At 66.3% G+C, this 26022-nt stretch carries 26 protein-coding genes; 10 read left to right on the top strand and 16 right to left on the bottom strand.

All coding sequences use genetic code 11. The features are described 5' to 3' along the window. Positions 1–4 precede the first annotated feature (4 nt). The 3 genes from V6M50_RS03805 to V6M50_RS03795 all read left to right on the top strand — a co-directional run bounded on the left by V6M50_RS03805 (position 5) and on the right by V6M50_RS03795 (position 4614). On the top strand, positions 5–2521 hold the full coding sequence (locus tag V6M50_RS03805) for a penicillin-binding protein 1A (RefSeq protein WP_332817212.1): 2517 nt from the start codon (positions 5–7) through the stop codon (positions 2519–2521). A gap of 240 nt (positions 2522–2761) precedes the next feature. Continuing rightward, on the top strand, positions 2762–3889 hold the full coding sequence (prfB, locus tag V6M50_RS03800; protein WP_332817211.1) for a peptide chain release factor 2: 1128 nt from the start codon (positions 2762–2764) through the stop codon (positions 3887–3889). After that, positions 3889–4614, top strand: a complete 726-nt coding sequence (locus tag V6M50_RS03795; protein ID WP_332817210.1) for a class I SAM-dependent methyltransferase — start codon at positions 3889–3891, stop codon at positions 4612–4614. The genes prfB and V6M50_RS03795 overlap by 1 nt, the downstream gene beginning before the upstream one ends. Before the next feature lie 30 nt (positions 4615–4644). Here V6M50_RS03795 and V6M50_RS03790 read toward each other — a convergent pair whose 3' ends face one another. From V6M50_RS03790 to V6M50_RS03755, 8 genes are all read right to left on the bottom strand, one after another. Continuing rightward, positions 4645–5019, bottom strand: coding sequence for a DsrE family protein (locus V6M50_RS03790; RefSeq protein WP_332817209.1), 375 nt, complete (start codon positions 5017–5019; stop codon positions 4645–4647). Continuing rightward, positions 4998–5750: a HesA/MoeB/ThiF family protein gene (locus V6M50_RS03785; protein ID WP_332817236.1), complete on the bottom strand. Its 753-nt coding sequence runs from the start codon at positions 5748–5750 to the stop codon at positions 4998–5000. Before V6M50_RS03785 ends, V6M50_RS03790 begins: the two co-directional genes overlap by 22 nt. Beyond that, entirely contained in the window at positions 5747–6307 is a 561-nt protein-coding gene (gene dut, locus V6M50_RS03780) for a dUTP diphosphatase (RefSeq protein WP_443030477.1), read from the bottom strand. Before dut ends, V6M50_RS03785 begins: the two co-directional genes overlap by 4 nt. Then, complete coding sequence (gene coaBC / locus V6M50_RS03775; protein WP_332817235.1) at positions 6276–7550, bottom strand: bifunctional phosphopantothenoylcysteine decarboxylase/phosphopantothenate--cysteine ligase CoaBC; 1275 nt, start codon at positions 7548–7550, stop codon at positions 6276–6278. Before coaBC ends, dut begins: the two co-directional genes overlap by 32 nt. A 2-nt stretch (positions 7551–7552) precedes the next feature. After that, entirely contained in the window at positions 7553–7849 is a 297-nt protein-coding gene (locus V6M50_RS03770; RefSeq protein ID WP_332817208.1) for a CcdB family protein, read from the bottom strand. Beyond that, a complete protein-coding gene (locus V6M50_RS03765; protein ID WP_332817207.1) occupies positions 7849–8094 on the bottom strand; it encodes a type II toxin-antitoxin system CcdA family antitoxin in 246 nt (81 codons plus the stop codon). Before V6M50_RS03765 ends, V6M50_RS03770 begins: the two co-directional genes overlap by 1 nt. A gap of 44 nt (positions 8095–8138) precedes the next feature. Beyond that, complete coding sequence (gene ubiB / locus V6M50_RS03760) at positions 8139–9683, bottom strand: 2-polyprenylphenol 6-hydroxylase (RefSeq protein WP_332817206.1); 1545 nt, start codon at positions 9681–9683, stop codon at positions 8139–8141. A 121-nt stretch (positions 9684–9804) separates the two neighbouring features. Next, the gene (locus V6M50_RS03755; RefSeq protein ID WP_332817205.1) at positions 9805–10542 is read right to left on the bottom strand and encodes a class I SAM-dependent methyltransferase; all 738 of its coding nucleotides are present in this window, start codon (positions 10540–10542) and stop codon (positions 9805–9807) included. 91 nt (positions 10543–10633) lie between these two features. Here V6M50_RS03755 and mutM point away from each other — a divergent pair, with 91 nt between their 5' ends. The 3 genes from mutM (at position 10634) to dnaA (ending at position 13757) form a co-directional block, all read left to right on the top strand. Continuing rightward, on the top strand, positions 10634–11446 hold the full coding sequence (gene mutM / locus V6M50_RS03750; RefSeq protein WP_332817204.1) for a bifunctional DNA-formamidopyrimidine glycosylase/DNA-(apurinic or apyrimidinic site) lyase: 813 nt from the start codon (positions 10634–10636) through the stop codon (positions 11444–11446). Between the two features lie 188 nt (positions 11447–11634). Continuing rightward, the gene (gene rpsT, locus V6M50_RS03745; protein WP_332817203.1) at positions 11635–11898 is read left to right on the top strand and encodes a 30S ribosomal protein S20; all 264 of its coding nucleotides are present in this window, start codon (positions 11635–11637) and stop codon (positions 11896–11898) included. Positions 11899–12398: 500 nt separating this feature from the next. Further along, positions 12399–13757 (top strand): chromosomal replication initiator protein DnaA, encoded by a 1359-nt coding sequence (gene dnaA, locus V6M50_RS03740; protein WP_332817202.1) that lies wholly within the window; start codon positions 12399–12401, stop codon positions 13755–13757. A 289-nt stretch (positions 13758–14046) separates the two neighbouring features. On the opposite strand, the gene V6M50_RS03735 is transcribed toward dnaA, so the two are convergent. The 4 genes from V6M50_RS03735 to secB form a co-directional block, all read right to left on the bottom strand. Continuing rightward, positions 14047–14733: a DUF4136 domain-containing protein gene (locus tag V6M50_RS03735; RefSeq protein WP_332817201.1), complete on the bottom strand. Its 687-nt coding sequence runs from the start codon at positions 14731–14733 to the stop codon at positions 14047–14049. Positions 14734–14891: 158 nt separating this feature from the next. Further along, the gene (gene trpS / locus V6M50_RS03730; RefSeq protein WP_332817200.1) at positions 14892–15890 is read right to left on the bottom strand and encodes a tryptophan--tRNA ligase; all 999 of its coding nucleotides are present in this window, start codon (positions 15888–15890) and stop codon (positions 14892–14894) included. A 3-nt stretch (positions 15891–15893) separates the two neighbouring features. After that, the gene (gene murJ / locus V6M50_RS03725) at positions 15894–17486 is read right to left on the bottom strand and encodes a murein biosynthesis integral membrane protein MurJ (RefSeq protein WP_332817199.1); all 1593 of its coding nucleotides are present in this window, start codon (positions 17484–17486) and stop codon (positions 15894–15896) included. Positions 17487–17513: 27 nt separating this feature from the next. Then, the gene (secB, locus tag V6M50_RS03720; RefSeq protein WP_332817198.1) at positions 17514–18032 is read right to left on the bottom strand and encodes a protein-export chaperone SecB; all 519 of its coding nucleotides are present in this window, start codon (positions 18030–18032) and stop codon (positions 17514–17516) included. 251 nt (positions 18033–18283) lie between these two features. Between secB and V6M50_RS03715 the strand changes: the two genes are divergently transcribed. From V6M50_RS03715 to V6M50_RS03705, 3 genes are read left to right on the top strand one after another with little or no spacing between them, the layout of a single operon-like run. Further along, the gene (locus V6M50_RS03715; RefSeq protein WP_332817197.1) at positions 18284–18952 is read left to right on the top strand and encodes a Tim44/TimA family putative adaptor protein; all 669 of its coding nucleotides are present in this window, start codon (positions 18284–18286) and stop codon (positions 18950–18952) included. Between the two features lie 4 nt (positions 18953–18956). Further along, positions 18957–20282 (top strand): murein transglycosylase A, encoded by a 1326-nt coding sequence (gene mltA / locus V6M50_RS03710; protein WP_332817196.1) that lies wholly within the window; start codon positions 18957–18959, stop codon positions 20280–20282. A gap of 7 nt (positions 20283–20289) precedes the next feature. After that, positions 20290–20871, top strand: a complete 582-nt coding sequence (locus V6M50_RS03705) for a Smr/MutS family protein (RefSeq protein ID WP_332817195.1) — start codon at positions 20290–20292, stop codon at positions 20869–20871. A gap of 172 nt (positions 20872–21043) precedes the next feature. Here the strand turns inward: V6M50_RS03705 and dapE are convergent, their stop codons facing one another. Then, on the bottom strand, positions 21044–22180 hold the full coding sequence (gene dapE, locus V6M50_RS03700; RefSeq protein ID WP_332817194.1) for a succinyl-diaminopimelate desuccinylase: 1137 nt from the start codon (positions 22178–22180) through the stop codon (positions 21044–21046). Positions 22181–22276: 96 nt separating this feature from the next. Here dapE and V6M50_RS03695 point away from each other — a divergent pair, with 96 nt between their 5' ends. Then, the gene (locus V6M50_RS03695) at positions 22277–22744 is read left to right on the top strand and encodes a cupin domain-containing protein (protein WP_332817234.1); all 468 of its coding nucleotides are present in this window, start codon (positions 22277–22279) and stop codon (positions 22742–22744) included. Here V6M50_RS03695 and V6M50_RS03690 read toward each other — a convergent pair. From V6M50_RS03690 to yidC, 3 genes are all read right to left on the bottom strand, one after another. After that, the gene (locus V6M50_RS03690) at positions 22741–23412 is read right to left on the bottom strand and encodes a glutathione S-transferase family protein (protein WP_332817193.1); all 672 of its coding nucleotides are present in this window, start codon (positions 23410–23412) and stop codon (positions 22741–22743) included. The genes V6M50_RS03695 and V6M50_RS03690 overlap by 4 nt on opposite strands. A 179-nt stretch (positions 23413–23591) precedes the next feature. Then, entirely contained in the window at positions 23592–24257 is a 666-nt protein-coding gene (gene yihA / locus V6M50_RS03685; RefSeq protein ID WP_332817192.1) for a ribosome biogenesis GTP-binding protein YihA/YsxC, read from the bottom strand. Then, positions 24254–26020 carry a membrane protein insertase YidC gene (yidC, locus tag V6M50_RS03680; RefSeq protein WP_332817191.1) on the bottom strand — a complete coding sequence of 589 codons (1767 nt, stop codon included), beginning with the start codon at positions 26018–26020 and terminating at the stop codon, positions 24254–24256. Before yidC ends, yihA begins: the two co-directional genes overlap by 4 nt. Positions 26021–26022 lie beyond the last annotated feature (2 nt).

Below are 26022 nucleotides of genomic sequence, written 5' to 3'. Positions count from 1 at the left end.
ACATATGGCCGCCGACAGTCCGCCCGATTTCCGCTTGCGCCTGCGCCGCGACAGCAATGCCGTCATCGCATGGTTTCGCGATATGTGGACGCGGCGCTGGTTCCGCTGGCTCGGCTATGTCGCGCTTGCCGGTGTCCTTTTTCTCGCGCTGGTCTGGGTTCTCTTCGCGCGCAACCTGCCTTCGGTCGACCAGCTGCGCGATTATGAACCGCCGCTGCCGACGATGGTGCGCGATGCCGAGGGCAAGCCCGTCCACAGCTATGCCCGCGAACGGCGCGTCCAGCTTGAATATAGCGAATATCCGCAATTGCTCGTCCGCGCCTATCTGGCGGCGGAGGACCGCACCTTCTTCAGCCATGGCGGCATCGACTATCCGGGCATCGTCAGCGCGATCATCACCAACCTCAGCAGCAGCGGCCGGCCGATCGGCGCCTCGACGATCACGCAGCAGGTGGCGAAGAATCTGCTGCTGACGGGCGAGGTCAGCTACCGCCGCAAGATTCGCGAGGCGATCCTCGCGATGCGGATCGAGGACGCGCTGACCAAGGAACAGATCCTCGAGCTGTACCTCAACGAGATCCCGCTCGGCCGCCGCAGCTTCGGTGTCCAGGCCGCGAGCCGCGCCTATTTCGACAAGGATGTCGACCAGCTCCAGCTCCATGAAATGGCGTTCCTCGCCATCCTGCCCAAGGCGCCCGAAACCTATGGCCGCGCGCGCAACGCCGACAAGGCGATCGCCCGGCGCAATTTCGTCCTCGACGAAATGTACCGCAACGACTGGATCACCGCGGCGCAGCGCGACGCGGCCAAGGCGATGCCGCTCGGGCTGACCGACAGCGGCAACCGTGCGATCGCGCAGGTCGGCGGCTATTATATGGAAGAAGTACGGCGCCAGTTGATCGCCGAATTCGGCGAGACCGCCGACAAGGGCCCGCACAGCGTCTATGCCGGCGGCCTGTGGGTGCGCACCGCCTATGACGGCAAGATGCAGGCAGCGGCGGCCAATTCGCTGCGCCGCGGGCTTCTCCGCTACGACGCGGGCAAGGGCTGGTCGGGGCCGATCGCGACGATCGAGGCCGACGACCAGTGGGCAAGCCGCCTCGCGTCGAGCTTCATCGGCATCGATTATGACGGCTGGCGGATCGCCGCGGTGATTTCCAAATCGGCGGGCGCGGCGCAGATCGGTTTTGCCGACGGCACGACGGGCACCCTGCCCGCGGGCGCCGCGACCCTGGGTTATCGCAAGACCGGCGGCAGCGCCTTTTCGGCGATGCGCCCGGGCGACCTGATCGCGGTGAAAGCGACCGGCGGCGGTTCTTACGCGCTCAAGAATATTCCCGAGGTGTCGGGCGGCTTCATGGCCGAAAGCCCGCATTCGGGGCGCATCTATGCGATGCAGGGCGGTTTCGACGTCCGCCTCTCGCCCTTCAACCGCGCGACGCAGGCCGAACGCCAGCCGGGCTCGACGATCAAGCCCTTCGTCTATGCGACCGCGCTCGACAATGGCATGACCCCCGCGACTTTGATCGTCGACGGGCCCTTCTGCGTCTATCAGGGTGCGCGCTTCGGCAACAAATGCTTCCGCAACTTCGGCGGCGCGGGCGGCAGCGGCGAGCACACGATGCGCTGGGGCCTCGAACAGTCACGCAATCTGATGACGGTCAAGACCGCGAGCCAGATCGGCATGGAACCGATCGTCGAGACGATTCAGACGATGGGCATCGGCAAGCATGAGCCCTATCTGTCGACCGCGCTCGGCGCCGGGTCGACGACGGTCGAAAAGATCACCAATGCCTTCGCAATGCTCGCCAACCACGGCCGCGAACTCAAGCCGCGGGTGATCGACTATGCGCAGGATCGTCGCGGCAAGGTGATCTTCCCGGCCAATTGGCGCGCCTGCGAAGGCTGCAACAAGAAGGACTGGGACGGCCGGCCGATGCCGCGCTTCGCCAAATCGGGCAAGCAGCTGATGGACCCGATGACCGCCTATCAGGTCGTCCATATGCTCGAGGGCGTCGTCCAGCGCGGCACCGCGGTGCGCCTGCGCGACCTCGGCGTGCCGCTGTTCGGCAAGACCGGCACGACCACCGGCCCGAACGACGTCTGGTTCGTCGGCGGGACGCCCGATGTCGTCGCGGGCGTCTATATCGGCTATGACCAGCCGCGAAACATGGGCGGCTATGCGCAGGGCGGCAGTCTGGCGGCGCCGATCTTCAAACAATTCTTCGACGAATCGCTCGCCGACAGCCAGCCGATCCCGTTCACCGCGCCCAAGGGCGTGCGCATGGTGCGGATCGACCGCCAGTCGGGCCGCCGCGTCTATGGCAGCTGGCCGGGGACCGACCCCAAGGCGTCGATCATCTGGGAGGCGTTCAAGCCCGAAAGCGAGCCGCGCCGGACGATCCGCGAAGAGGAAATCAAGCCGATCAAGACGCAGCGGCGGCAGGCCGCGCCGACGCAGAAGGGCAAGGCGGGACGCACCGACAGCGACTTCCTCGACGATCGCGGCGGCATCATCTGACGCATCGTTTCACAGATAACCGTTCGTCCTGAGGAGGGGCTGAGCCTGTCGAAGCCCCGTCTCGAAGGACCGAGCACAGCCTCAGGTCCTTCGAGATGCCATTTCGACAAGCTCAATGGCTCCCCAGGACAAACGGGCGAGGATGGACGAAATTCGAAGGCTTGCCTCGTCTGGATGCGGCCTTGTGGGACTGTGTTCGTCCAACTATGGCCGGACGCCATTAGATTCAGGAGCAAGGACATGCGCGCCGAAGCGCAGGATCATATCGACAAGATTGGCGCCGCGCTGGCGCTGCTGCGGCGTTTCCTCGACTGGGACCGCGCGGTGCGCCGGCTCGACGAACTCAATGCGAAGGTCGAGGACCCGACGCTGTGGAACGATCCCAGGGCGGCGCAGGAGGTCATGCGCGAACGCCGCCGCCTCGACGAGGCGATCAGCGCGACGCGCGCGATCGAGACCGAGCGCGACGACACCGCCGAACTGATCGAGCTCGCCGAGATGGAAGGCGACGAGGCGATGGTCGACGAGGCGGTGGCGAGCCTCGCCGCGCTCGCCGCGCGCGCCGAAGAGGACAAGATCAAGGCGCTGCTCGCGGGCGAAGCCGACGCCAATGACTGCTATATCGAAGTCCATGCCGGCGCCGGCGGCACCGAAAGCCAGGATTGGGCCGAGATGCTCCAGCGCATGTATAGCCGCTGGGCCGAAAAGCGCCGGATGAAGGTCGAATTGGTCGAATATCAGGCGGGTGAACAGGCGGGCATCAAGTCGGCGACGTTGCTCGTGAAGGGCGAAAATGCCTATGGCTATGCCAAGACCGAAAGCGGCGTCCATCGCCTCGTCCGCATCTCGCCCTACGACAGTTCGGCGCGGCGCCATACCAGCTTCTCCAGCGTCTGGGTCTATCCGGTGATCGACGACAATATCGACATCGAGATCAACGAAGGCGACCTCAAGATCGATACCTATCGCGCTTCGGGCGCGGGCGGGCAGCACGTCAACACGACCGATTCGGCGGTGCGCATCACGCATATTCCGACGGGCATCGTCGTCGCCAGCCAGAACGACCGGTCGCAGCACAAGAACCGCGCGACCGCGATGGGGATGCTGAAGGCACGGATGTACGAGGCCGAGCTGCAGCGGCGCGAGGCCGAGGCGTCGGGCGAATATCAGGCGAAGACCGAGATCGGTTGGGGCCACCAGATCCGCTCCTATGTCCTCCAGCCGTATCAGCTGGTGAAGGACCTCAGAACCGGGGTGACCTCGACCGCGCCCGGCGACGTGCTCGACGGCGCGCTCGATCCCTTCATGGCCGCCGCGCTGTCGCAGAAGGTGACCGGCGAAAAGGTCGACGTGGAAGACATCGACTGATGCGGCGCGCGGCCCTCCTTGCCGCGCTGGCGCTGTTGCCGCTGCTCGGCAGCTGCGACGATGCGCCGTGGGACGACGACAGCGACCGCGCCCCCACCGCGCGCGAATTCCCGCCCGCCGACCGGCCGGTCGCGCCGACCGTCTCGACCAAATGGTCGACCGAGGAAGCCCGCGACCGCGTCAACGAAGCCGACGACGTCATGGACTCGGCCGACGTCCGCCCCGGCATGACCGTCGCCGACATCGGCGCGGGCGACGGTTATTACACCGTGCGCCTCGCGCAGCGGGTCGGCGCGGGCGGCCGCGTCCTCGCGCAGGACATCATGCCCGAGGTGATCGAACGGCTCGCCGACCGTGTCGCGCGCGAACGGCTCGACAATGTCTCGCTGAAATTGGGCGCGGTCGACGATCCGCGCCTGCCCGCCGCCAGCTTCGACCGCGTGTTCATGGTCCATATGTATCACGAGATCGGCGAACCCTACGCCTTCCTGTGGCGGCTGCGTCCCGCGCTTCGCAAGGGCGGCCAGGTGATCGTCGTCGACGGCGACCGCCCGATCGCACAGCATGGCACGCCGTTTCGTTTGCTCGTCTGCGAGTTCGAGGCGGTGGGATACAAGCTCGTGTCCTATGACGACAAGCAGCACGCCGGCGGCTATCTCGCGCGCTTCGTGCCCGAGGGGACGCGCCCCGATTCCGAAGCGATCAAAGTGTGCGATAATCCGTGAATCCCCTCCCGCAGGCGGGAGGGGAACAGCTCAATAAACGACCAATCGGTCCTCGCCGCCGATGTTCGCCATGAAGCTGACCAGTCCCGCCGCTTTGACGTGCGGCACCAGTTCGGTCGCCGCGACGCCGATGAGCGCCATGCCCGACTGGCAGGCGAAAAGTTCGATTTCCATTGCGATCGCTTCCTCGACCATCGAGGCGAGGTCGGGTTGGCCCGCCGCCTGGCGCGCCGCGTCGCCCGCGAAGGACACCGGATCGCGCAGCAGCGCCACGGCTTCGCCCTGCAGGAAGAGACGCACCGGGCGTCCCAGCGCCGCGGCGGCCATCGCGGCTTCGAGCGCAGCGTACAGCCGCCGCCCTTCGGCGACCGCAACGACGATGTTCAGGCTCGGCATGTCGGGCATAGCGGATCCTGGGGCACACCGACCTCGCGCCAGCGGCGGTCCAGCATATCGACGATCGCGAGCCGCCCGGCAAGCGACGTGCCCCAGCCGGTGAGCGCGCGGACCGCCTCAAGCGCCGCCATCGTCCCGATCATCCCCGCGAGCGCCCCCATCACCCCGGTTTCGGCGCAATTGATCCCTTCTTGGGTAGGATCGCTGCCGACGAGGCAGGCATAGCACGCGCTGCCCTCACGCCAGCCTTCGTAAAGCGCGACCTGTCCCTCGAACGCGCCGATCGCCGCGCTGAGCAGCGGAATGTGCAGCGCGACCGCGGCGCGGTTGACGGCGAGCCGGGTTTCGAAATTGTCGCAGCCGTCGAGGATCAGGCTGGCGCCCGCGAGCAGCGCCTCCGCATTGCCGTCATCGATACGCTCGGCGACCGCGACCGCCTCGACATGCGGGTTGATCCGCCGCGCCGCGTTCGCCGCAACCTCGGCTTTCAGCGCGCCGATGTCGGCGTCGGTGAACAAGGGCTGGCGCTGGAGGTTCGAGAGTTCGACGACATCATGGTCGATGATCGTCAACCGGCCCACGCCCGCCGCTGCCAGATAGGTGATCGCGGGGCATCCGATCCCGCCTGCGCCGATCACCGCGACATGCGCGCGCTTCAGCTTTGCCTGCCCCGCGCCGCCGAACGCCGGCAGGATGATCTGGCGCGCATAACGGTCGAGTTCGGCGTCGCTGAGCACTATTCGCCCGGTCGCCGCAGCCGGATTCCCGACAGCGAGGCGAGGCCGGCGGCGTTCGCCGTTTCGTCGACAGGGTCGCTTTCGACCCCGGTCGATCCGAAGCCGCCTGCGCCGCGCTCGGTTTCGTCCAGCGTCGTCACTTCGGCGAACGTCGCGCGCTGAACCGGCGCGGGGACGAGCTGCGCGATGCGGTCGCCGCGCTTGATGTCGAAATTATCCTCGGACAGGTTGGCGAGGATCACCTTCACTTCGCCGCGATAGTCGCTGTCGATCGTCCCCGGCGTGTTGAGGCAGGTGATGCCATGCTTCAATGCGAGGCCCGAGCGCGGGCGCACCTGCACCTCATAGCCGGCGGGGATCGCCATCGCGAAGCCGGTGGCGACCGCGTGGCGCGCGCCGGGGCGCAGCGTCAGCGTCTCGGCCGCGACGACGTCCATTCCCGCCGCGCCCCCCGACGCATAGGCGGGCAGGGGCAGGCCGCCGCCGTTGGGCAGGCGCTGGATGGCGATTTCAATCGGATTCCCAATGTTATTCTGGGGGGACACGCGTATCGAGCTCATCGGCGATCTTTTCCATCAATTTGCGGGCCACGGCCTGCTTGGGCAGCCGGTCCCAGCTGTCTACCCCGGTTTTGCTAACGATATGTACCCGGTTGCTCTCGCCGCCCATCGGGTCGGCGGCGACGTCGTTGGCGACGATCCAGTCGCACCCCTTGCGTGCGAGCTTCGCCTGCGCGTGCGCGATGACGTCGTTGGTTTCGGCGGCAAAGCCGATCAGCAGCGCCGGGCGTTCGGGCGACTTCGCAAGGCCCGCGAGGATGTCGGGATTTTCGGCGAGCGCGAGCGGCGGAACCTGCCCGCTGCCGTCCTTCTTGATCTTCTGGCCCGCGGGGTCGGCGGCGCGCCAGTCGGCGACCGCGGCGACCATGATCGCGGCATCGACGGGCAGGCCCTCGGCAACCTCCGCCGCCATCTGGGTCGCGGTTTCGACATCGACACGAATCACGCCGGGCGGGGTCGGCAGCGGGACGGGGCCCGCGATCAGCAGCACCTCGGCGCCGGCTTCGGCGGCGGCGGCGGCGATCGCAAAGCCCTGCTTCCCGCTCGACCGGTTGGCGATGTAGCGCACCGGGTCGATCGGCTCGTGCGTCGGCCCCGCGGTGATCAGGATCCGGCGGCCATAGAGCGGGCGCCGGTTCGCGGGCGCGAAATCGGGCTGGTCGGCGAGCGTCGCCGGCGCGGTCAGCGCGACCGGCGCCGGGGCATTGGCCAGCGCCGTATCGATCGCCGCCTTGATCGCCGCGGGCTCGGGCAGGCGGCCGGGGCCATATTCGCCGCACGCCATCTCGCCCTCGTCGGGCTCCATCACCGTCACCCCGTCGCCGCGCAGCGTCGCGACATTGCGCCGTGTCGCGGCGTGGAGCCACATGCGGACGTTCATCGCGGGCGCGGCGAGCACGGGCTTGTCGGTCGCGAGCAGCAGGGTGGTTGCGAGATCGTCGGCGATTCCGGCGGCCATCTTGGCGAGCAGGTCGGCGGTCGCGGGGGCGACGACGACCAGGTCGGCCTCGCGGCTTAGCTGGATATGGCCCATCTCGACCTCGTCCTTGAGGTCGAAGAGGTTGGTATAGACCTTGTTTTCGCTGAGCGCTGCGAGCGTCAGCGGGGTCACGAACTGTTCGCCCGCGCGCGTGATGACGCAGCGCACGACATAGCCCGCTTTCCTGAGCAGGCGGACCAGTTCGATCGATTTATAGGCGGCGATACCGCCGCCGATGATGAGCAGGATGCGGGGCTTGGTCATCATCAAACCCCCGTCAGCAACACGTCGAGTGCGTTCAGTATGTCATAGCGCTGGTCCGCAAGCGAGCCGACCTTGCGACCCAGATCTTCGACGTCGACGGCCGATGCGAGTTGCGTCGCAAGAATATGCTGCTCGCCGTCGATGATGAACAGTGGGTGCAGGCGCGGAAGCGTTCTGGCGGTTTGCGCCGACAACAGAGGAACGACGAAACGCGTACCAAAATGGTCGAGCAGGTCGCTCTGGCAATCGAGCAGCAGCTCTTCGCCCAGCCGGCTTTCATGCACGTCGAATTGCGCCATCAGAATTGCCGGTACTTGGCAAGCGGAAGGCCGTTCTTGCGGGTATAGTCGTTCCAGCTTTCGATAGCAGCGCGATTTTCTTCCTTCCACGCTGCCTCGCGGGCCTTTTTGACCTCGGCGGCAAGCCCCGTCTGACAAGCCTCGCTGACGTTGATGCCCAACTGCTTGGCTTCTTCGACTAGCTCGGCGCTCAGCGACACATTGGTCGCCTTTTTGGGCCCTTCGAATCGTGCGGGACGGTTCATCGCCATTCTCCTTGCGCATAAGGTATGCGCATTTGCCGGTCGATTCAACCCAGCCAGTTGAGTGCTGCAGCCCCCACCGCCGCGCCAACCAATGCCGTCAACGCATAACGCCACCAGCGGCGCTTCTCGCCCTTGTCCCACATTAGCGGAATCTCGGGCAGCGGCGGCGCGGGCGGGGCGGCCCCCTTCTTGGGCAATTGCGCGTCGAGGCGGCGGATGATGTCGGGGATCAGCGCGAGCGTCTTGCCCTGCTCGCGGAGGCCGTCGGCGAGCGCCGCCTCGGGGCCGAGCTCGTCGCGGATCCATTCCTTCACGAAGGGGCCCGACACGTCCCACATGTTGATCTTGGGGTTGAGCATCGTCGCGACGCCCTCGACCATCACCATCGTCTTTTGCAGCAGCAGCAGGTGCGGCTGCGTCTGCATGTCAAAATCGCGCGTGATCGCGAACAGCCCGTCGAGCATCTGGCCGACCGACAATTCGCTCACCGGCTTGCCGCGCATCGGTTCGCCGACTGCGCGCAGCGCCGTCGCGAACTCTTCGACATTGTGATAATCGGGCACATATTGCGCCTCGAAATGAATCTCGGCGACGCGGCGGTAATTGCCCGTGGTCAGCCCATAGAGGATTTCGGCGAGCCAGTAGCGCGCCTGCCGGTTGATCCGCCCCATGATGCCAAAGTCCACGGCGGCGATCGTCCCGTCGGCTTTCACGAACAAATTGCCCTGGTGCATGTCGGCGTGGAAGAAACCCTCGGCGATCGCCTGGCGCAGGAAGGCGTTGACGAGGTTTGCCGAGAGCGCTTCCATGTCGTGCCCCGCCGCGACCAGCGCGTCGCGGTGCGAAATCTTGATGCCGTCAATCCAGTCGAGTGTCATCACGCGGCTTGCGGTGCGGTCCCAGTCGATCGCAGGGACCTGATAGGTCGGAACCCCGACCATCGCGTCGGCGAGTTCGGACGCCGACGCGGCCTCGCGGCGGAGGTCGAGTTCGCGCAGCGTCCAGCGGCGGAAATTGGCGATCACCTGACGCGGGCGCAGCCGCGTCGCTTCGCCGCCGAGCGCCTCGAGATGCGCGGCGGCCCATTCATAGGTGTCGATGTCGCGCGCGAACTGCTTGTCGATCCCGGGACGGCGGACCTTGACCGCGACCTGGCGCCCCTCGGTCGTCACCGCGCGGTGGACCTGTGCGATCGACGCCGACCCGACGGGCTCGGGGTCGAATTCGGCGTAGAGTGTCTCGAGCGGCGCTTCGAAGGTCGCCTCGATTTCCTGTTTGATGCGATCGAACGCCACGGGCTCGAGCGCGTCCTGCAGCATCAGCAGGTTGCGCGCCGCCTCTTCGCCGACAAGGTCGGGGCGCGTCGCGAGCGTCTGGCCGAGCTTGACCGCGGCGGGGCCGATCGCCTGGAAGGCGGCGGCATAGTCGGGGATTTTCGGCTGGATCGTGCCCAGCCGCGCGATCCGGCACAGTCGCTTGACGCCGGGCGGCGTTTCGGGCGCGGCTTCGATCCCGCGGAGCGCGCCGTGGCGCGCGAGGATGCGGCCCCATTTCAGCAGGCGGGCAATATGGATGACGGGCCGGGTCACGCTTGGTCCCCCTCCCGCTTGCGGGAGGGGCTAGGGGAGGGCATGTCGAGGTATTGGCCTAGCAAACAGGCCCTCCCCCGACCCCTCCCGCAAGCGGGAGGGGAGAAGAAAGGAGCAGCCATCACGCTTTCCACCCGCTGTGGATCGCCACCAGCCCGCCCATGATCGGCTCGACCTTCACCGCGCTGAATCCCGCCTCGCGGATCATTTTCGCAAACGCAGGCATCGGCGGAAAACGGCGGATCGATTCGATCAGGTAGCGATAGCTGTCCTCATCGTCGGCGATCAGCTTGCCGAGCTTGGGCACCAGATGATGCGAATAGGCGTCATAGGCCTGCGCGAAGCCCGGCCATTCGTTGGTCGAAAATTCGAGGCAGAAGAAGCGGCCGCCATAGCGCAACACGCGGTGCGCTTCGGCGAGCGCGGCGGGAATATCGGTGACGTTGCGGATGCCGAAGGCGATCGTATAGGCGTCGAAGAACTGGTCGGGGAAGCTGAGCTTCTCGGCATTCTGCTCGCTCCACACGAGGCTGTCGATGCCGCGTGTCGCCGCGCGTTCGACGCCGACGCCGAGCATGTCGGGGTTGATGTCGGCGACGGTGATGCTGGCACCCGAGGGCTCCATGCGAAACGCGATATCGCCGGTGCCGCCCGCCATGTCGAGGATCGTCTCGCCTTCGCGCGGCTTCACCCGGCGCACGAAACGGTCCTTCCACAATCGGTGCATGCCCCCCGACATCGCATCGTTCATGATGTCATATTTGCGCGCGACGCGGCTGAACACCTCGCCGACCATCGCGGTCTTTTCGGTCGCCGCGACCTGTTCGTAGCCAAAGCTGACGGTTTCGGGGGTGGCCATGGATGTGCGCCTTTGCGGGGAGAGCGATAGTCAGATGCGCCTTTAGCGGGGCCTTGTCGCGCAAGCAAATGGCGCGTAGCCCCCGCTCATCATGCCCGAGCTTCCCGAAGTTGAAACCACCGTCCGCGGTCTTGCGCCGCACCTCACGGGCCAGCGTCTCGTCCGCGTCTCGACGCTGCGCCCCGACCTGCGCCGGCCCTTTCCGGTCGATCTTGCGCAGCGGCTGACCGGTGCGATCGTCACCAGCCTGTCGCGCCGCGCCAAATATGGGATCATTACGACCGACCGCGACGATCACATGATCTTCCACCTCGGCATGTCGGGCAGCTGGCGGATCGGCGCGGGCGAACCCGGCAAGCATGACCATCTCTTGATCGACACCGCGGCGGGGCAGCGGCTGATGCTCCACGATCCGCGTCGCTTCGGGTCGGTCGACCTGATCGCGGGCGACCCGCTGACCGGCTTTCCCGCTTTCGTCACGCTCGGTCCCGAGCCCTTGTCGGACGCCTTCGACGCCGCCTATCTGGCGCGCGTGCTCGCCGGGCGGCGGGCGCCGATCAAGGCGATGCTGCTCGACCAGGCGATCGTCGCGGGGCTCGGCAATATCTATGTATGCGAGGCGCTCAACATGGCGCGAATCGCCCCGACGCGCGCGGCGGCCGATGTGTCGCGCGCCAAGCTTGCGGTGCTGGTGCCTGCGATCAAGGCGGTGCTCGAGGCCGCGATCGCCGCAGGCGGCTCGACGCTGCGCGATTACAGGCAGCCCGACGGTGAGCTCGGCTATTTCGCCAGGGACTGGCGCGTCTACGGGCACGAAGGCGATCCATGCGAATGCGGCGGGACGATCGCGCGGATCGTCCAGAGCGGGCGATCGACCTTCTATTGCCCTAAATGCCAGCGATGATGCGGCACATTCACCGCAAAAATGATTGACCGACGGAGGCAGTCTGGCTATGGGCGCACCCTTCGAGCAGGGTCCGGTCGTACCGGAACCGGCCGTATCCGGACATTGATTCGCCTGTTTGCGCGATTCGGCTGCTCCGGTGACGCTGCGCTCCGACTGACTTAGACCGTTTGGAAACCGAGGAATTTATGGCCAATACGCCGCAGGCAAAAAAGCGCATCCGCCGCAACCAGGCGCGCACCGTCGTGAACAAGAATCGCGTTTCGCGCATCCGCACGCTGGTGAAGAAGGTCGAGAACGCCGTCGCCGCCGGTGACAAGGACGCTGCAGCGACCGCGCTGAAGGCCGCCCAGCCCGAAATGGCGCGCGGCGTTGCCAAGGGTGTGCTCCACAAGAACACCGTGGCGCGCAAATATTCGCGCCTGACCAAAAGCGTGAACGCGATCGCCTGATTCGACGCGTCCCGAAAGGGAACAAAAAGGACCCGCTGGCTTCAGGCTCGCGGGTCCTTTTTTGTGCCCGCAATTGTTACCGGGCGATGGCAATAGTGTTGCACCGCGGTAAGTGACGGATTTACGGCGATTCGTTGATCTGTCGCTGGATTGTCATAAATAAGCTTTTGAAAAGCATAGATAAAAGACGGTTTTCGCGCGATTCCGGCACCCCCGGCGAGTCAAGATTTTTATTTCAGTATTTTTACATGGCTGCCCTTGATCGACTCGCCGCGCCCTGACTAGACAGGGGGGTCGTCGGCCTTCGCTGGCGGCCGCCACATCGACATGATTCGCACTTCTTCGGGCTGTGTACCCCGGAAAGGATGCTTGCGCCCGGCGCAGGCGACGGATCGGCGTGTGCAGCGGCCGCGCGCTGGTCTGGCGGAGGGGACCAAAGGGGGCGGCACGGCGTGACAGAGAGCGGGTATCGGCATGAGGATGGCGCAAGGAATGGAGCGATGAGCGGCGATGCCGCAACGCTCTGGCCGCGCGTCGCCGAAGGGCTGCGCCGCGACCTTGGCGCCCGCACCTTCGACCATTGGCTGCGGCCCGTGCGCTTTGCCGACTTTTGTGCGCTCTCGGGCGTGGTGACGCTCGAAACCGCCAGCCGCTTTTCGGCGAACTGGATCAACGAGCGCTTTGGCGACCGGCTCGAACTCGCGTGGCGCCAGCAGCTGCCCGCGGTCCGCGGCGTCACGGTGCGCGGCGGTGCGGCGGCAAGCGAGCGCGCCGCGATCCTTGCGACCCCGCCGCTGCCGACCTTCGACACGTCCGCGGCGCCGGCACTCGCCGTCCCGTCGCCTTTCGACCCGCGCCTGTCGTTCGACCGCTTCGTCGTCGCGCGCAGCAATATCCTTGCCGCCAACGCCGCGCGCCGCATGGCAATGGCGGAGAGGCCGCAGTTCAACCCGCTCTTCCTCTGCTCGGGCACCGGCCAGGGCAAGACGCACCTCCTCCAGGCGATCGCGCAGGCCTATGCGGCCGAGCACCCGACCGCGAACATCATCCTGATGTCGGCCGAAAAATTCATGCTCGAATTCGTCGGCGCGATGCGCGGCGGCGACATGATGGCATTCAAGTCGCGGCTGCGCGCCGCCGACCTGCTGCTGCTCGACGATCTGCAATTCGTGATCGGCAAGAATTCGACGCAGGAGGAATTGCTCCACACGATCGACGACCTGATGACCGCGGGCAAGCGCCTCGTCGTCACCGCCGACCGCCCGCCGGCGATGCTCGACGGGGTCGAGGCGCGGCTGCTTTCGCGCCTGTCGGGCGGTCTCGTCGCCGACATCGAGGCGCCCGAGGACGATCTGCGCGAGCGCATCATCCGCCAGCGCCTGCTTGCGATGCCGATGCTCGAGGTGCCCGGCAATGTCGTCGCCTATCTGGTCAAGCATTTCACCCGCAACATCCGCGAGCTCGAGGGCGCGCTCAACAAGCTGCTCGCCTATGCCGCGCTCACCGGCACGACGGTCGATCTCGCGCTCGCCGAGGATCGGCTGGCCGAAAATGTCCGCACCGCGCGCCCGCGCATCACGATCGACGAAATCCAGCGCGCGGTCTGCGCGCATTACCGGCTCGACAAGTCCGAAATGGCGTCGAAGCGCCGCGTCCGCGCGATCGCCCGCCCGCGGCAGGTCGCGATGTACCTGGCGAAGGAATTGACGCCGCGCTCCTATCCCGAGATCGGGCGGCGCTTTGGCGGGCGCGACCATTCGACGGTGATCCATGCCGTGCGCACGGTCGAGGCGCTGCGCGTCGCCGACAGCGAACTCGACGCCGAAATCGCCGCGATCCGGCGCAGTTTGAACGGCTGATCCACAGGTTATACCGGGGTTGTCCCCGGGGTTATCCACATCGTTTTAGGGCCGTGAGGCCGGCGTCGGCTTTGGGGTGGGGAGCTGCCTTTCAATCATCCACTTCCGTCATCCCGGGCTTGATCCGGGGCCCGCCTTTTCCTTCAAGAAGGCAGGCCCCGGATCAAGTCCGGGGTGACGATGATTGATAGGGCGCCTGCCGGTCGGGAAGCCGACATCGCTCCTCTCCAAAGCAAAAGGCCCGCCTTCCAGATGGAGGGCGGGCCTTTGTTTCAGCTTGCGAGACAGCTCAGCCCTTTTCGGGCGGCGCCACGGTGATCCGTACCCGCTCGCCCGAATTGCCGGGGAAGCCGGTGAACATCGCCTCGACGAGGTTCGGGACGAGCGCCTGCAGATTATTGTCGCGCGACTGCGCCTCGGCATGGCCCTCGAACAGCCGCGAGCCATCGGCGGCGCGGTTGATCTGCAGGTTCAGCCCGCTGGTATAGACGGTGTAGCTGCTGACGTCGTTATAACCCCAGCCCGGACCGAAACCGCCCCACAGGAACGGGTCGCGATAGCCATAGACATAGCGGCGCCCGCCGCGACCGCTCACGATCACCGGGCGATAGAAGCCGCGGCCATAACCGCCATACCAGGGATCGCCGAAGCCGGGGCTCGACACGACGCGTTCGCGCCCCTTGTCGACGCCATAGTCCATGCGGACGACGAGGTCGGCATTCTCGCCGCGCGCCGCGGGGCGATAGCCGTAGCGGGTCAGCTCGCCCGCGACGAGGTTCGCATAGTGGCCAAACTCGATGCCACCCTGCAGCGCGGGATTGCTCGCCTCGACGACGAAGCTTTGCCCCTGCGGGGCGGGAAGCTGTGTCTGGAAACGCGCCACATCGGCCTTGAACGGGGTCGCGCAGCCGGCCAGCGCCAGCGCCGCGCCCGTCATGGCGGCCAGGCCCAGCCGCCGGAGGTTCATCTTGCTCATCGTCTTGGCTCCGTAATTCGGGGTGCGCGCATAAGCCCGCGCTCTTATACCATGACTACGCCGATGCGACTTAACCTTGGTTGAACCCGGTTCGTCGCGCCTTCGTTCCGCGACTGAATATGGGGTGCCGCCGCGGATAAGCAAGTTCTTCCGGTCTATTAGCGGCACAATCCCAATGCGGCATAAGCGGCGTCGAGCGTCGGCCGCGCGAGCGCCGACGCGCGCGCCGCGCCCGCCTCGAGCGCCGCGTCGATCGCCGCCGGATCGGCTTTCAGTTCGGCAAGGCGCGTCGCGATCGGGCGCAGCGTTTCGACGAGCAGCTCGCCGAGCGCGGGCTTGAACGCACCGAACCCCTGCCCGGCAAAGCGCGCGAGCACCTGATCGACGCTTTCGTCGGCCATCGCGGCGTAGATGGCGACGAGGTTGCGCGCTTCGGGGCGCCCTTCGAGGCCCGTGGCTTCCGCCGGCAATGGCTCGGCGTCGGTCTTGGCCTTGCGGATCTTCGCCATGATCGTCTCGGCATCGTCGACGAGGTTGATGCGGCTCGCATCGCTCGGATCCGATTTCGACATTTTCGCATTGCCGTCGCGCAGGCTCATGATCCGCGCCGCGGCCGCCGGGATCGTCGGCTCGGGCAGCGTGAAGGTTTCGGTGCCGGTGTCGAGGTTGAACTTGGTCGCGATGTCGCGCGCGAGTTCGAGATGCTGTTTCTGGTCGTCGCCGACGGGGACGTGTGTCGTCTGATAAATCAGCACGTCGGCCGCCTGCAGCACCGGATAGGCGAACAGGCCGACGCTCGCGCCCTCGCGGTTCTTGCCCGATTTTTCCTTGAACTGCGTCATCCGGTTCAGCCAGCCGATCCGCGCGGTGCAGAACAGCAGCCACGCCAGCTCGGCGTGCGCTGGGACGCGCGCCTGGTTGAACAGGATCGCCTTTTCGGGGTCGATCCCCGCCGCCATCAGCGCCGCCGCCATCTCGCGCGTGTTCGCGGTCAGCTCGGCGGGGTCGTTATAGACGGTGATCGCGTGGAGGTCGGCGAGGAAATAGAGTTTCTCGCCCGGCATCTCGTCCTGCATGCGCACCCAGTTGCGGATCGCGCCCAGATAATTGCCGAGATGCAAATTTCCGGTGGGCTGGATGCCCGATAGCGTCCGCATGTCTTACTCCTCTGTGGCGCCTGGTTTGGCGCGCCGCCGCGTGAGCATGGCGACCAGATCCTTGTCAAGCGCGCCGACGAGGAAGGCGGCAGCGAAAAACACCGCGCCGCCTGCGCCGACGAGCGCCGCGAGCGACCAGATGCGGTCGAACACGCCGCCGCCATACCAGGGCGCCATCATCGGCATCATCCACCAGAGCAGCGCCGACATCGCGGCGACGGCGACGAGCTGGCGCGCGATCTTTCCGGCAAGCTTTGCGGTGAAATGGAACCAGCCGCGGCGGTGGAGCACGGCGTAGAGCAGGATGCAGTTGAGCGAGGCCGACACCGCGGTCGCGCCGGCGAGCCCGACGATGCCGTAACGCTCGACGACATAGAGGTTGATCGCGATATTGACGATCAGCGCGGCGAGCGCGGTCCACACCGGGGTGCGCATATCCTCGCGCGCGAAAAAGCCCGGGTTCAGGATCTTGACGATGACATAGGCGGGAAGCCCCGCGACGAGCGCGGCGACGATCTGCGCCATGATCGCGCCGTCGGCGTCGGTGAAGCGTCCGCCGACGAAGAATGCGGTGACAAAGGCGGGGGCGCAAATAGCGAGCGCGGCGGCGGCGGGCAGCGTTAGCAGCGTCGCGATCTCGAAGGCATTGCCCTGCAGCCGCTGTGCTTCGGCGGCGTCGCCGCTGTGGATATGGCGCGACAGCATCGGCAGGATCGCGGTGCCGAGCGCGATTCCGACGATGCCGAGCGGCATCTGGTTCAGCCGGTCGGCGAGCTTGAGCAAGGTCAGCGACCCCTGCGGCAGCGAGGTCGCAAAGAAGGTGTCGACGAACTGGCTGATCTGGTAGATTCCGGCGCCGAAGGTCGCGGGCAGGATCAGCATCCCCAGCTTGCGCACTTCGGGGGTCAGCTTGGGCAAGCGCCAGTGGAGCCGCAGCCCCGCGCGCCGCACCGCCCGGATAAGATAGGCAAGCTGCGCCACGCCCGCGAGGCTGACCGAGACCGCGAGCGCGGTGGCGACGATGCGGTCGTCATGGCTGTCGCCGCGCAGCCACCAGCCGACGGTGATCCCCGCGATCAGCACGATATTGAGCAGCACCGGCGCCAGCGCCCCGGGGGCAAAGCGCGACCGCGCGTTGAGCAGGCCCGACAGCATCGCGACGAGGCTGATCAGCCCGAGGTAGGGAAAGGTCAGCCGGCTCAAGAAGACCGCGAGGTCGAATTTGCCCGGCACCTCCTGGAAATCGCGCGCGAGAAGCCAGACGATCCCCGGCATGACGATCATCATGATCGCCGAAAAGATGAGCAACACCCACAGGAAGATCGAAAGCACGTCGTCGGCGAATTTCGCCGCTTCCTCTTCGCCGCCCTCTCCATGCAGCGCGCGGCTGTACATGGGGACGAAGGCGACCGAGAAGGCGCCCTCGGCGAACAGGCGGCGAAAGGTGTTGGGCAGTGTGAAGGCGAGCTGGAAGGCGTCGGCGGCGAGGCCGGCGCCGAGCACGCGCGCGAGCAGCATGTCGCGGGCGAAACCGAAGACGCGGCTGACCATCGTCAGCCCGCCGATCGTCCCGACATTTTTGATCAGGCTGCTCACCCCGTCAGCCCGTCCCGTCGATCAGGGTCAGGCCTGGCCAACCGGCGCGACGTCGCCCGCCTGTTCGGCCTCGATCTGCTGCGCCTGCTGCATGAACAGGCCGTGGAAATCGATCGGTTCGAGCAGCAGCGGCGGGAAACCGCCGTCGCGGACCGCATCGGCGACGACGCGGCGGGCAAAGGGGAACAGGATGCGCGGCGCTTCGGCGAGGAAAAAGGGCTGCAGCTGGTCGTCGGGAACATTGCGGACGCCGAAGAGACCGGCATATTTCAGGTCGATCACAAAGCTCGTGCCCTGATCGGTCTTCGACGTGACGTCGATCTTGAGCGACACTTCGTACAGATTGTCGCCGACGCTGTCGGCGGCGATGTTGAACTGGACGTCGATCTGCGGCGCGTCCTGCCACTGGTAAACCGCGGGCGCGTTCGGATTTTCGAACGACAGATCCTTCACATATTGCGAAATCAGGCCGATCGCCGGGCTCGTGTCTTCGCCGTTGGGCTGCAGGGCGGGATTGTTGATGTCGGCGCTGGTCTCGTCAGCCATGATAGAGATGCTTTCACTGGAAAGATTGAAACGATTATCCGGGCCGCAGACCGTGTCGGGACCGCGGCGGACGGTTGCGGCGGCGCTTAGCAGCGCCCGGCGCCCAGCACAATGGGGGCGCCGTAAGGGCGGATGGGGAGGGTGAATCGTTGACCTGTCGCCCCGCTGCGGTCATGGCTATTTGAAACCTGCCTTCGTATGGCCTATGTATTGGCCAAGATGTTGCCATTGCCCGCATTGGACTGTTGCCCGTGACTGCTTTTTCGATCGTCTTGCTCGCCATGATTGCCGCTTTCCTCGGCATGCGGCTCTACTCGGTCCTCGGCAAGCGCACGGGGCATGAGCAGGAACCCGTGCCGCCGCGCCGCGACGAGCGCGCCGCCCCTGCCCCCGTGCGGCTGGAAGAGGGCGAAACGCCGCCCGCCGCGAGCACTGCGGCCGCCGATACCTCGGGTCTCGTCTATGAACCCGCTGCCGAAGCCGGGCTGCGCCAGCTGCTTGCGACCGACCGCAGCTTCGACGCCGGGCGGTTCATGGAAGGCGCCGAAGCCGCTTATCGCATGATCCTCGAGGCTTATTGGGCGGGCGATCGCGATACGCTGCGCGACCTTTGCGACGATGACAGCTACGAAGCCTTTGCCGACGCCATCACGGCGCGCGAAGCGCGCGGCGAAACGCTCGACAACCGGCTGGTCCGCATCGATTCGGCCAAGATCACCGAGGTCGAGATGAACCGCAATGAGGCGCGCGTCACGGTCCATTATCATGCCGACATCAGCGCGGTGACCCGCGATTCCGAAGGCCGGATGATCGCCGGATCGATGAGCGATGCGTCGCAGACCGACGATCGGTGGACCTTCCGCCGCGCGATCGGCAGCAGCGATCCCAACTGGCTGCTCGACGAAGCCGAAGCAGCCTGACCCCATGGTCATGATGGTGGGGGCGCCGCGCGCGCGCGCTTTCGGTTTCGCGCTCCTCGCCGTCCTGCCACTGCTTTCGGCTTGCGCCTCGGTCATTCCCGACACGGGTAGCAGCCGCCCTGGTGCGACCGCCCCTGCCCCGTCGCGGCCCACCACAGCGCCCCGGCCATACCAGCCGCGCCCCTCGGAACGGCCGGGCGCCGCTGCCAAGCCGATTCCCGCGACGCCGCGCGCGCCGCTTCCCGCTGCCGCCGTTCCGGCCGGCGCGACGACTGCGGCCGCCAGCGGCGTGCTCGCCGGCCCCGATTTCGCGACCCTCGGCGTGACGGACGCGCAGGCAGCAGCGGCGCTCGCGGCGTTCCGGATCAGCTGCCCGTCGGTCCAGCGCCGCGCCGATGCCAGCGGCCTCACGCAGAATGCCGACTGGACCGAAAGCTGCAACGCGGGAAAAAACTGGGCCGACAGCGACGCTGCGGCCTTTTTCACCCGCTATTTCGGCACGGTGCAGGTCGGCGCGGGCACCGCCTTCGTCACCGGCTATTATGAGCCCGAAATCGCTGGCTCGCGCACGAAGCGGCCGGGCTATGACGTGCCGATCTATCGCCGGCCGGCCGATCTGGTCGATGTCGATCTCGGCCAGTTTTCCGACGATCTGAAGGGCCGCAAGCTTCGCGGCCGCGTCGATGGCAGCAATTTCGTGCGCTATTACGACCGCGCGGCGATCGAAAGCGGCGCACTCGAAGGGCGCGGGCTAGAGATTGCTTACGCCGCCGACGCCGCCGAATTCTTCTTCCTGCAGGTGCAGGGTTCGGGGCGCCTCCGCCTGCCCGACGGCGGCATCATGCGCATCGGCTATGATACGCAAAATGGCCGCGATTATGTCGGCATCGGCAAATTGCTGCTCGACCGCGGCGAGCTTCAGCGCGGTCAGGCTTCGATGCAGGGCATCCTCGATTATCTCCGCGCCGACCCGGTGCGCGGCGTGGCGGTGATGAACGAGAATCCCAGCTGGGTCTTCTTCCGCGAGCTCACCGGCCCCGGGCCGCTGGGCGCGCTCGGCGTCCCGGTGACCGGCCGCGCGAGCGTCGCCGCCGATCCCAAATATGTGCCGCTCGGTGCCCCTGTCATCCTCTCGCTCGACCGCGCCGAGCCCAATGGGCTGTGGATCGCGCAGGACACCGGCGGCGCGATCAAGGGCGCCAACCGCTTCGACAGTTTCTGGGGCGCGGGTGACGACGCGCGCGCAATCGCCGGCGGCATGGCGGCGCGTGGTTCGGCGATGCTGCTGCTGCCGCGCGCGAGCATCGCGCGGCTGATCCCGGCGCAGTGACGCCGTCATGGTGCGGCGGCTCGCCCCCGACGAAAGCGCGCTGTGGAAAAAGGTCGCGGCGACCGTAAAGCCGCTGCCCAAAGCACAAGCGCCGCTGGCTCCTGTTGCCCCGCCTACCATCAGTCCGCCCAAGCCGACCCCGCGCAGCACCGCCGCACCGGCCGCTGCCGTTGCGCGTCCCGCCGCCGCGCTTCCCCGGCCGCGCCGGACGCATGGCACTGCGACGCTCGACGGCCATTGGGACCGCCGCTTGCGCAAGGGGCTCGTGCGCCCCGACCTCAGCATCGACCTCCACGGTCACACGCTGGCCTCTGCGCAGGCGCTGCTCGACGAGGCGATCGGCCGCGGGCTGCTGCGCGGCGCGCGGGTGCTGCTCGTCGTCGCGGGGCGGCTGCGTCCCGGCGCCGACCGCTTGCCGCAGATGCACGGCGACCCGCGCCCGCGCGGCGCGATCCGCGCTTCGCTGCCCGACTGGCTCGCTTACTCGCCCTACGCCGACCAGATCGTCGCGCTGCGACCCGCACATATCAGCCACGGCGGGGCGGGGGCGGTCTATGTGATCCTCCGCCGGGAGCAGGCGCGAGATTAGCTCGCACAAAGCCACGAAACCACAAAGGCATCCCCCACTCCGTTTGGCCCTGAGCTTGTCGAAGCCTGTCCTGAGCGCCTGCCTTGGCAGGCAGTCGAAGGGGGCTTCGACAAGCTCAGCACGAACGGATGTTGGAAATCTCTTTGTGGCTTCGTGGCTTTGTGCGAGCCAATCAATCCAGCAGCGCGCGCATCAATATGCCGCGATAGATGGCGCTGAGCGTGCGCAAATCCTCCACCGCGACCGCCTCGTCCAGCTTGTGCATCGTCGCGTTGGTCAGCCCGAATTCGACCACGGGGCAGAGCGCATGGAGGAAGCGCGCGTCCGACGTCCCCCCCGTCGTCGACATGTCCGGGGTGACATCGGTTTCGGCATGGATCGCCTCGGCGACCAGCTCCGACAGGTCGCCCGGCGGGGTCAGGAAGGCCTCGCCCGAAATCTTGCCCAATATCCTGGCGTTCGGTTCGACATCGTGCGCGATGCGCTCGATCATCGCGACGAGGTCGGCGCCCTTATGCTGGTCGTTGAAGCGGATCGACAGCCGCGCGCGCGCCGACGCGGGGATGACGTTGGTCGCGCCATTGCCGACCTCGACATCGGTGAATTCGATGTTCGACGGCTGGAACCAGTCGTTGCCGGCGTCGAGCACCACCGCGTCGATCGCCGCCAATATCTTGACCAGTTTCGGGATCGGATTGTCGGCGAGGTGGGGGTAGGCGACATGGCCCTGCGTCCCGGGCACGTCGATCCAGATATTGACCGACCCGCGCCGGCCGATCTTCACCATGTCGCCGAGCCGGTTCACCGAGGTCGGTTCGCCGACGACGATCATGTCGGGACGGATACCGCGCGCGTCCATATGTTCCATCAAAGCGCGGGTGCCGAAGATCGCGGCGCCTTCCTCGTCGCCGGTGATGATCAGGCTGATCGTTCCCGCCTCTTGCGGCGTCGCGGCAGCGGCGGCCACGAACGCTGCGATCGCGCCCTTCATGTCGACCGCGCCGCGCCCATAGAGCAGCTCGCCGCGAATTTCGGGCGCGAAGGCGTCGCCGGTCCAGCCGACGCCCGGCGGCACGACGTCGAGGTGCCCGGCAAAGCCGAAATGCTTGGGTCCCTTGCCTTCGCGCACCGCGAGCATGTTTTCGACCGGCCCGTCGGGCTCGATGCCGTCGATGAAGCGCTCGACGGTAAAGCCGAGCGGGACGAGCGCCGCCTCGAGCGCGTCGAACACGGCGCCCATGGCGGGGGTGACGCTCGGCGCGGCGATCAGCGCCTTGGCGAGCTCGATGGGGTCGACGGTCATGGTCATGCCGCTCCCTTACCCCCTCGCCGATACCCAAGTCGAGGCTTTGCATCGCGCCGGCTTTGTGCGAAACAAAGAAGGAACAAAATCTTGAGGACTGCCATGCCCAAGCTCGATCTCGATACGATTCCGCAGACCAATACCACCGGCTATCCCGCGCCCTATCACGAGCCCGTGCAAGGCCGCTGGTATCGCCGCCTCGCGCCCGTCACGGGCCTCAGCGATTTCGCCGCCAGTCACGTCGTGCTCAAACCTGGCGCCTGGTCGTCGCAGCGCCACTGGCACGACGGCGAGGACGAGATGCTGGTGATGATTTCGGGCGAGGCGGTGCTGATCGAGGATGACGGCCGCTGGCCGATGCGCGCGGGCGACATCGCCGCCTGGCCCAAGGGCAGCACCAATGGTCATCATCTGGTCAACGAATCGGACAGCGACTGTGTTTTCGTCGCATTAGGCGGCGGCAAGAAATACGACACCGGCGGCGGTTATTCGGACATCGACATGCTGTTCACGCCCGACGGCTATTTTCACAAGGACGGCACGCCCTATCCGACGAGCCGCATCCCCTAACCCTCGACCGGTCCCTCGAATTTCTCGATGATCCAGTCCTCGGCCTGCGCGCCGCCGATCCATTCCTGCATGCACGGGTGGCTGATCACCGCCTGGCAATAGGGAAGCGCGAAGCGCGGTAGCGGGATCGAGTAAGTGATGAAACGGGTGACGACGGGCGCGAACATGATGTCGGCGGCCGACCAGTCGCCGAACAGATAATCGCCCTCGCCGCCGAAACGCGCGCGCGCCTCGGCCCAGATCTGCAGGATGCGGATCACGTCGGCCTGCACTTCGGGCAAAAGCTCGGCCGGCGGATAGATGCGGCGGATGTTCATGCTGTGGTTGCGGCGGAGCGCGGCAAAGCTCGAGTGCATTTCGGCCGCCATCGACCGTGCCATCGCGCGCGCGGCCATATCCTCGGGCCAATAGCCGCGCGTGCCGCCGGTCTTTTCGTTGAGATAGTCGATGATCGCGAGGCTGTCCCACACGACGATGTCGTCGCCGTCCCACAGGATCGGCACCTTGCCGCCCGACGGCGCGAATTCGTCGCCTTCGCGCCGGTTCGACCAATCCTCGTCATAGAGCGGGACGGTGACTTCCTCGAACGGCAGGCCGCTATGCTTGACCGCGAGCCAGCCGCGCAGGCTCCAGCTGGAATAGGCTTTGTTGCCGAGGAAGAGTTTCATGGGGTCTCCTTGAGACCCTCTCCCCTTGAGGGAGAGGGTTGCGTAGACTTGGCTGCTTGCTGCCTAGTCGTAGCTGGGAGAGGGGGTGTCAACGGTTGCGTGCGCCCGCCCCCTCTCCAGGTTTCGGTAGCGGACAAGTCCGCAACCTGCACCATCCTCTCCCTCAAGGGGAGAGGATATTAAGACTCGACCGCCTCCAGCACCGCTGTGCGCAGCTCGGCAATACCCAGCCCCTTTTCGCTGCTCGTCGCGATCACTTCGGGGTGCGCGGCGGGGTGTTTGCGCGCCTCGGCCTCGGTCGCGGCCTGGACCTCGGCGAGTTCGGTCGCCTTGATCTTGTCGGCCTTGGTGAGGACGAGGCGATAGCTGACCGCGGCGACGTCGAGCATTTCGAGCACGTCGCGGTCGACGTCCTTCATGCCGTGACGGCTATCGATCAGTACCAAAGTGCGTTTGAGCACCGGCCGCCCGCGGAGGTAATCGTTGATCAGGTATCGCCATTTCTTGACGACATCCTTCGGCGCCTTGGCAAAGCCGTACCCCGGCATGTCGACCAGCCGGAAGATCAGCGGATCCTCGCCGACGTCGAAATAGTTGAGCTCCTGCGTCCGCCCCGGCGTGACCGAGGTGCGCGCAAGGTTGCCCCGGTTGGTCAGCGCGTTGAGCAGCGACGACTTGCCGACGTTCGAGCGGCCCGCAAACGCGATCTCGGGCACGCTCGGCGGCGGCAGATGCTGGAGCGCGGGCGCCGATTTCAGGAACGCGATCGGCCCTGAAAACAGCTTGCGCGCGCGCTCTGCCCGTTCGGGGTCGGCCCCCGGATCAAGATCTTCGCTGTCGCTCACGTCGTCGGTGCCGCCTTCAGCTGCGGGAATTTGCGGTACATCCACTGCTGCTGCGCGATCGACAGGATATTGTTGGTGATCCAATAAAGCAGCAGGCCCGCCGCGAACGGCGCCATGATGAACATGAACAGCCACGGCATGATCTTGAACACCTGCTGCTGCACGGGGTCGGTCGCCTGCGGGTTCAGGCGGAACTGCAGGAACATCGTGATGCCCAGGATCACCGCGAGCACGCCGATGCTGAGGATCGACGGCGGGGTGAAGGGCAGCAGGCCGAACAGGTTGAGGATATGCAGCGGATCGGGCGCCGACAGATCCTTGATCCACAGGATGAACGGCTGGTGCCGCATTTCGATCGTCAGCATCAGCACCTTGTACAGCGCATAGAAGATCGGGATCTGGATCAGGATCGGCAGGCAGCCGGCGAGCGGGTTGATCTTCTCGTCCTTGTAGAGCTTCATCAGCTCCTGCTGCATCTTGGGCTTGTCGTCCTTGTACCGGTCCTGCAGCGCCTTCATCTTGGGCTGGACGAGGCGCATCTGCGCCATCGACCCGAACTGGCGCTGCGCGATCGGGAACATAGCCAAGCGGATGATCAAGGTCAGCGCCATGATCGCGACGCCGAAATTGTTGACCTGCTTGAACAGCCAGTCGAGCAATTTGAAGATCGGCACTTCGAAAAATTCGAACCAGCCCCAGTCGATCGCGTTCGACAGACGCGTGATGCCCTGGTCGTTCTCATAGCGCTGGAGCGTGTAGACTTCCTTGGCCCCGGCGAAGATGCGGCTGGTCGTGGTGACCTGCTTGCCCGGCGCGACCTGCGTGAAATCGCGCGCGAACAGCGTCTGGTAATTGTTCGCGGCGGGCGAACTGATCGCGGCGGTGATGCGCTCGCCCTTGGCGGGCACAACCGCCGCGAGCCAATATTTATCGCTGAAACCGAGCCAGGCGCCCGAATTATAACGGACGCTGCGGTTCGGCGCTTCCTCGACATCGTCATAATCGGTGTCGATTATCGTCTTGCCGTCGAGGAAACCCGTCGGGCCGACGTGGATCGTGTAGCTATCCTGTTCGTGCGGATCGGTCGGTATGCCCAACCGGTCGATCAGCGCAAAGCTGCTCGCGTTCACCGGCGCGGCGCCCATGTTGGCGATCGTCTGCTTCGCGGTGATCAGGTAATTGGCATCGATGCTGTACTCGATGCGAAAGGTCTGGCCGGTCGCGTTCGTCCAGCTCAGCGTCACCGGGGTCGTCGGGGTCAGCTTCGTGCCGGTCGCGGTCCAGACGGTGTTCGCGCCCGGCACCGCGATGCCCTGCGCCGACCAGCCGATGCTCGCAAAATAGGCGGCTTTCGTCCCGCCCGGCGCGAACAGGCGCACGGGGGGCGAGTTCTTCTTGATCGTCTGGCGATATTTGCTGAGCGTGATGTCGTCGATGCGCGCGCCGACAAGGTTGATCGACCCCTTGATCGCGGGGGTGTCGATCGGGATGCGGTTGCCTTCGGCGAGCACGGCTTCGATCGGGCGGATCGCCTGCGCCGTGGTGGGCGCGGGCATGCCGGGGGCGGGCAGCGCGGCCGGCTGGCCCGGCGTCGCCGCGGGCGCCGCGCCGTTCGTGCCCGCGACCGTCCTGGTCACATCGGGCTTGTCGGGCGTGGGGAAAAATTCCGCCGCGACGAAATTCCAGCCGATCAGGATCGCCACCGACAGCAGGATGGCCGTGATCATGTTACGCTTGTTGTCGTCCACGCTCTTCTGTCTCACTT

The organism is Sphingopyxis sp., assembly GCF_036675685.1.
Classification (GTDB): domain Bacteria; phylum Pseudomonadota; class Alphaproteobacteria; order Sphingomonadales; family Sphingomonadaceae; genus Sphingopyxis.
This window is presented reverse-complemented; position numbering and strand designations above follow the sequence as displayed.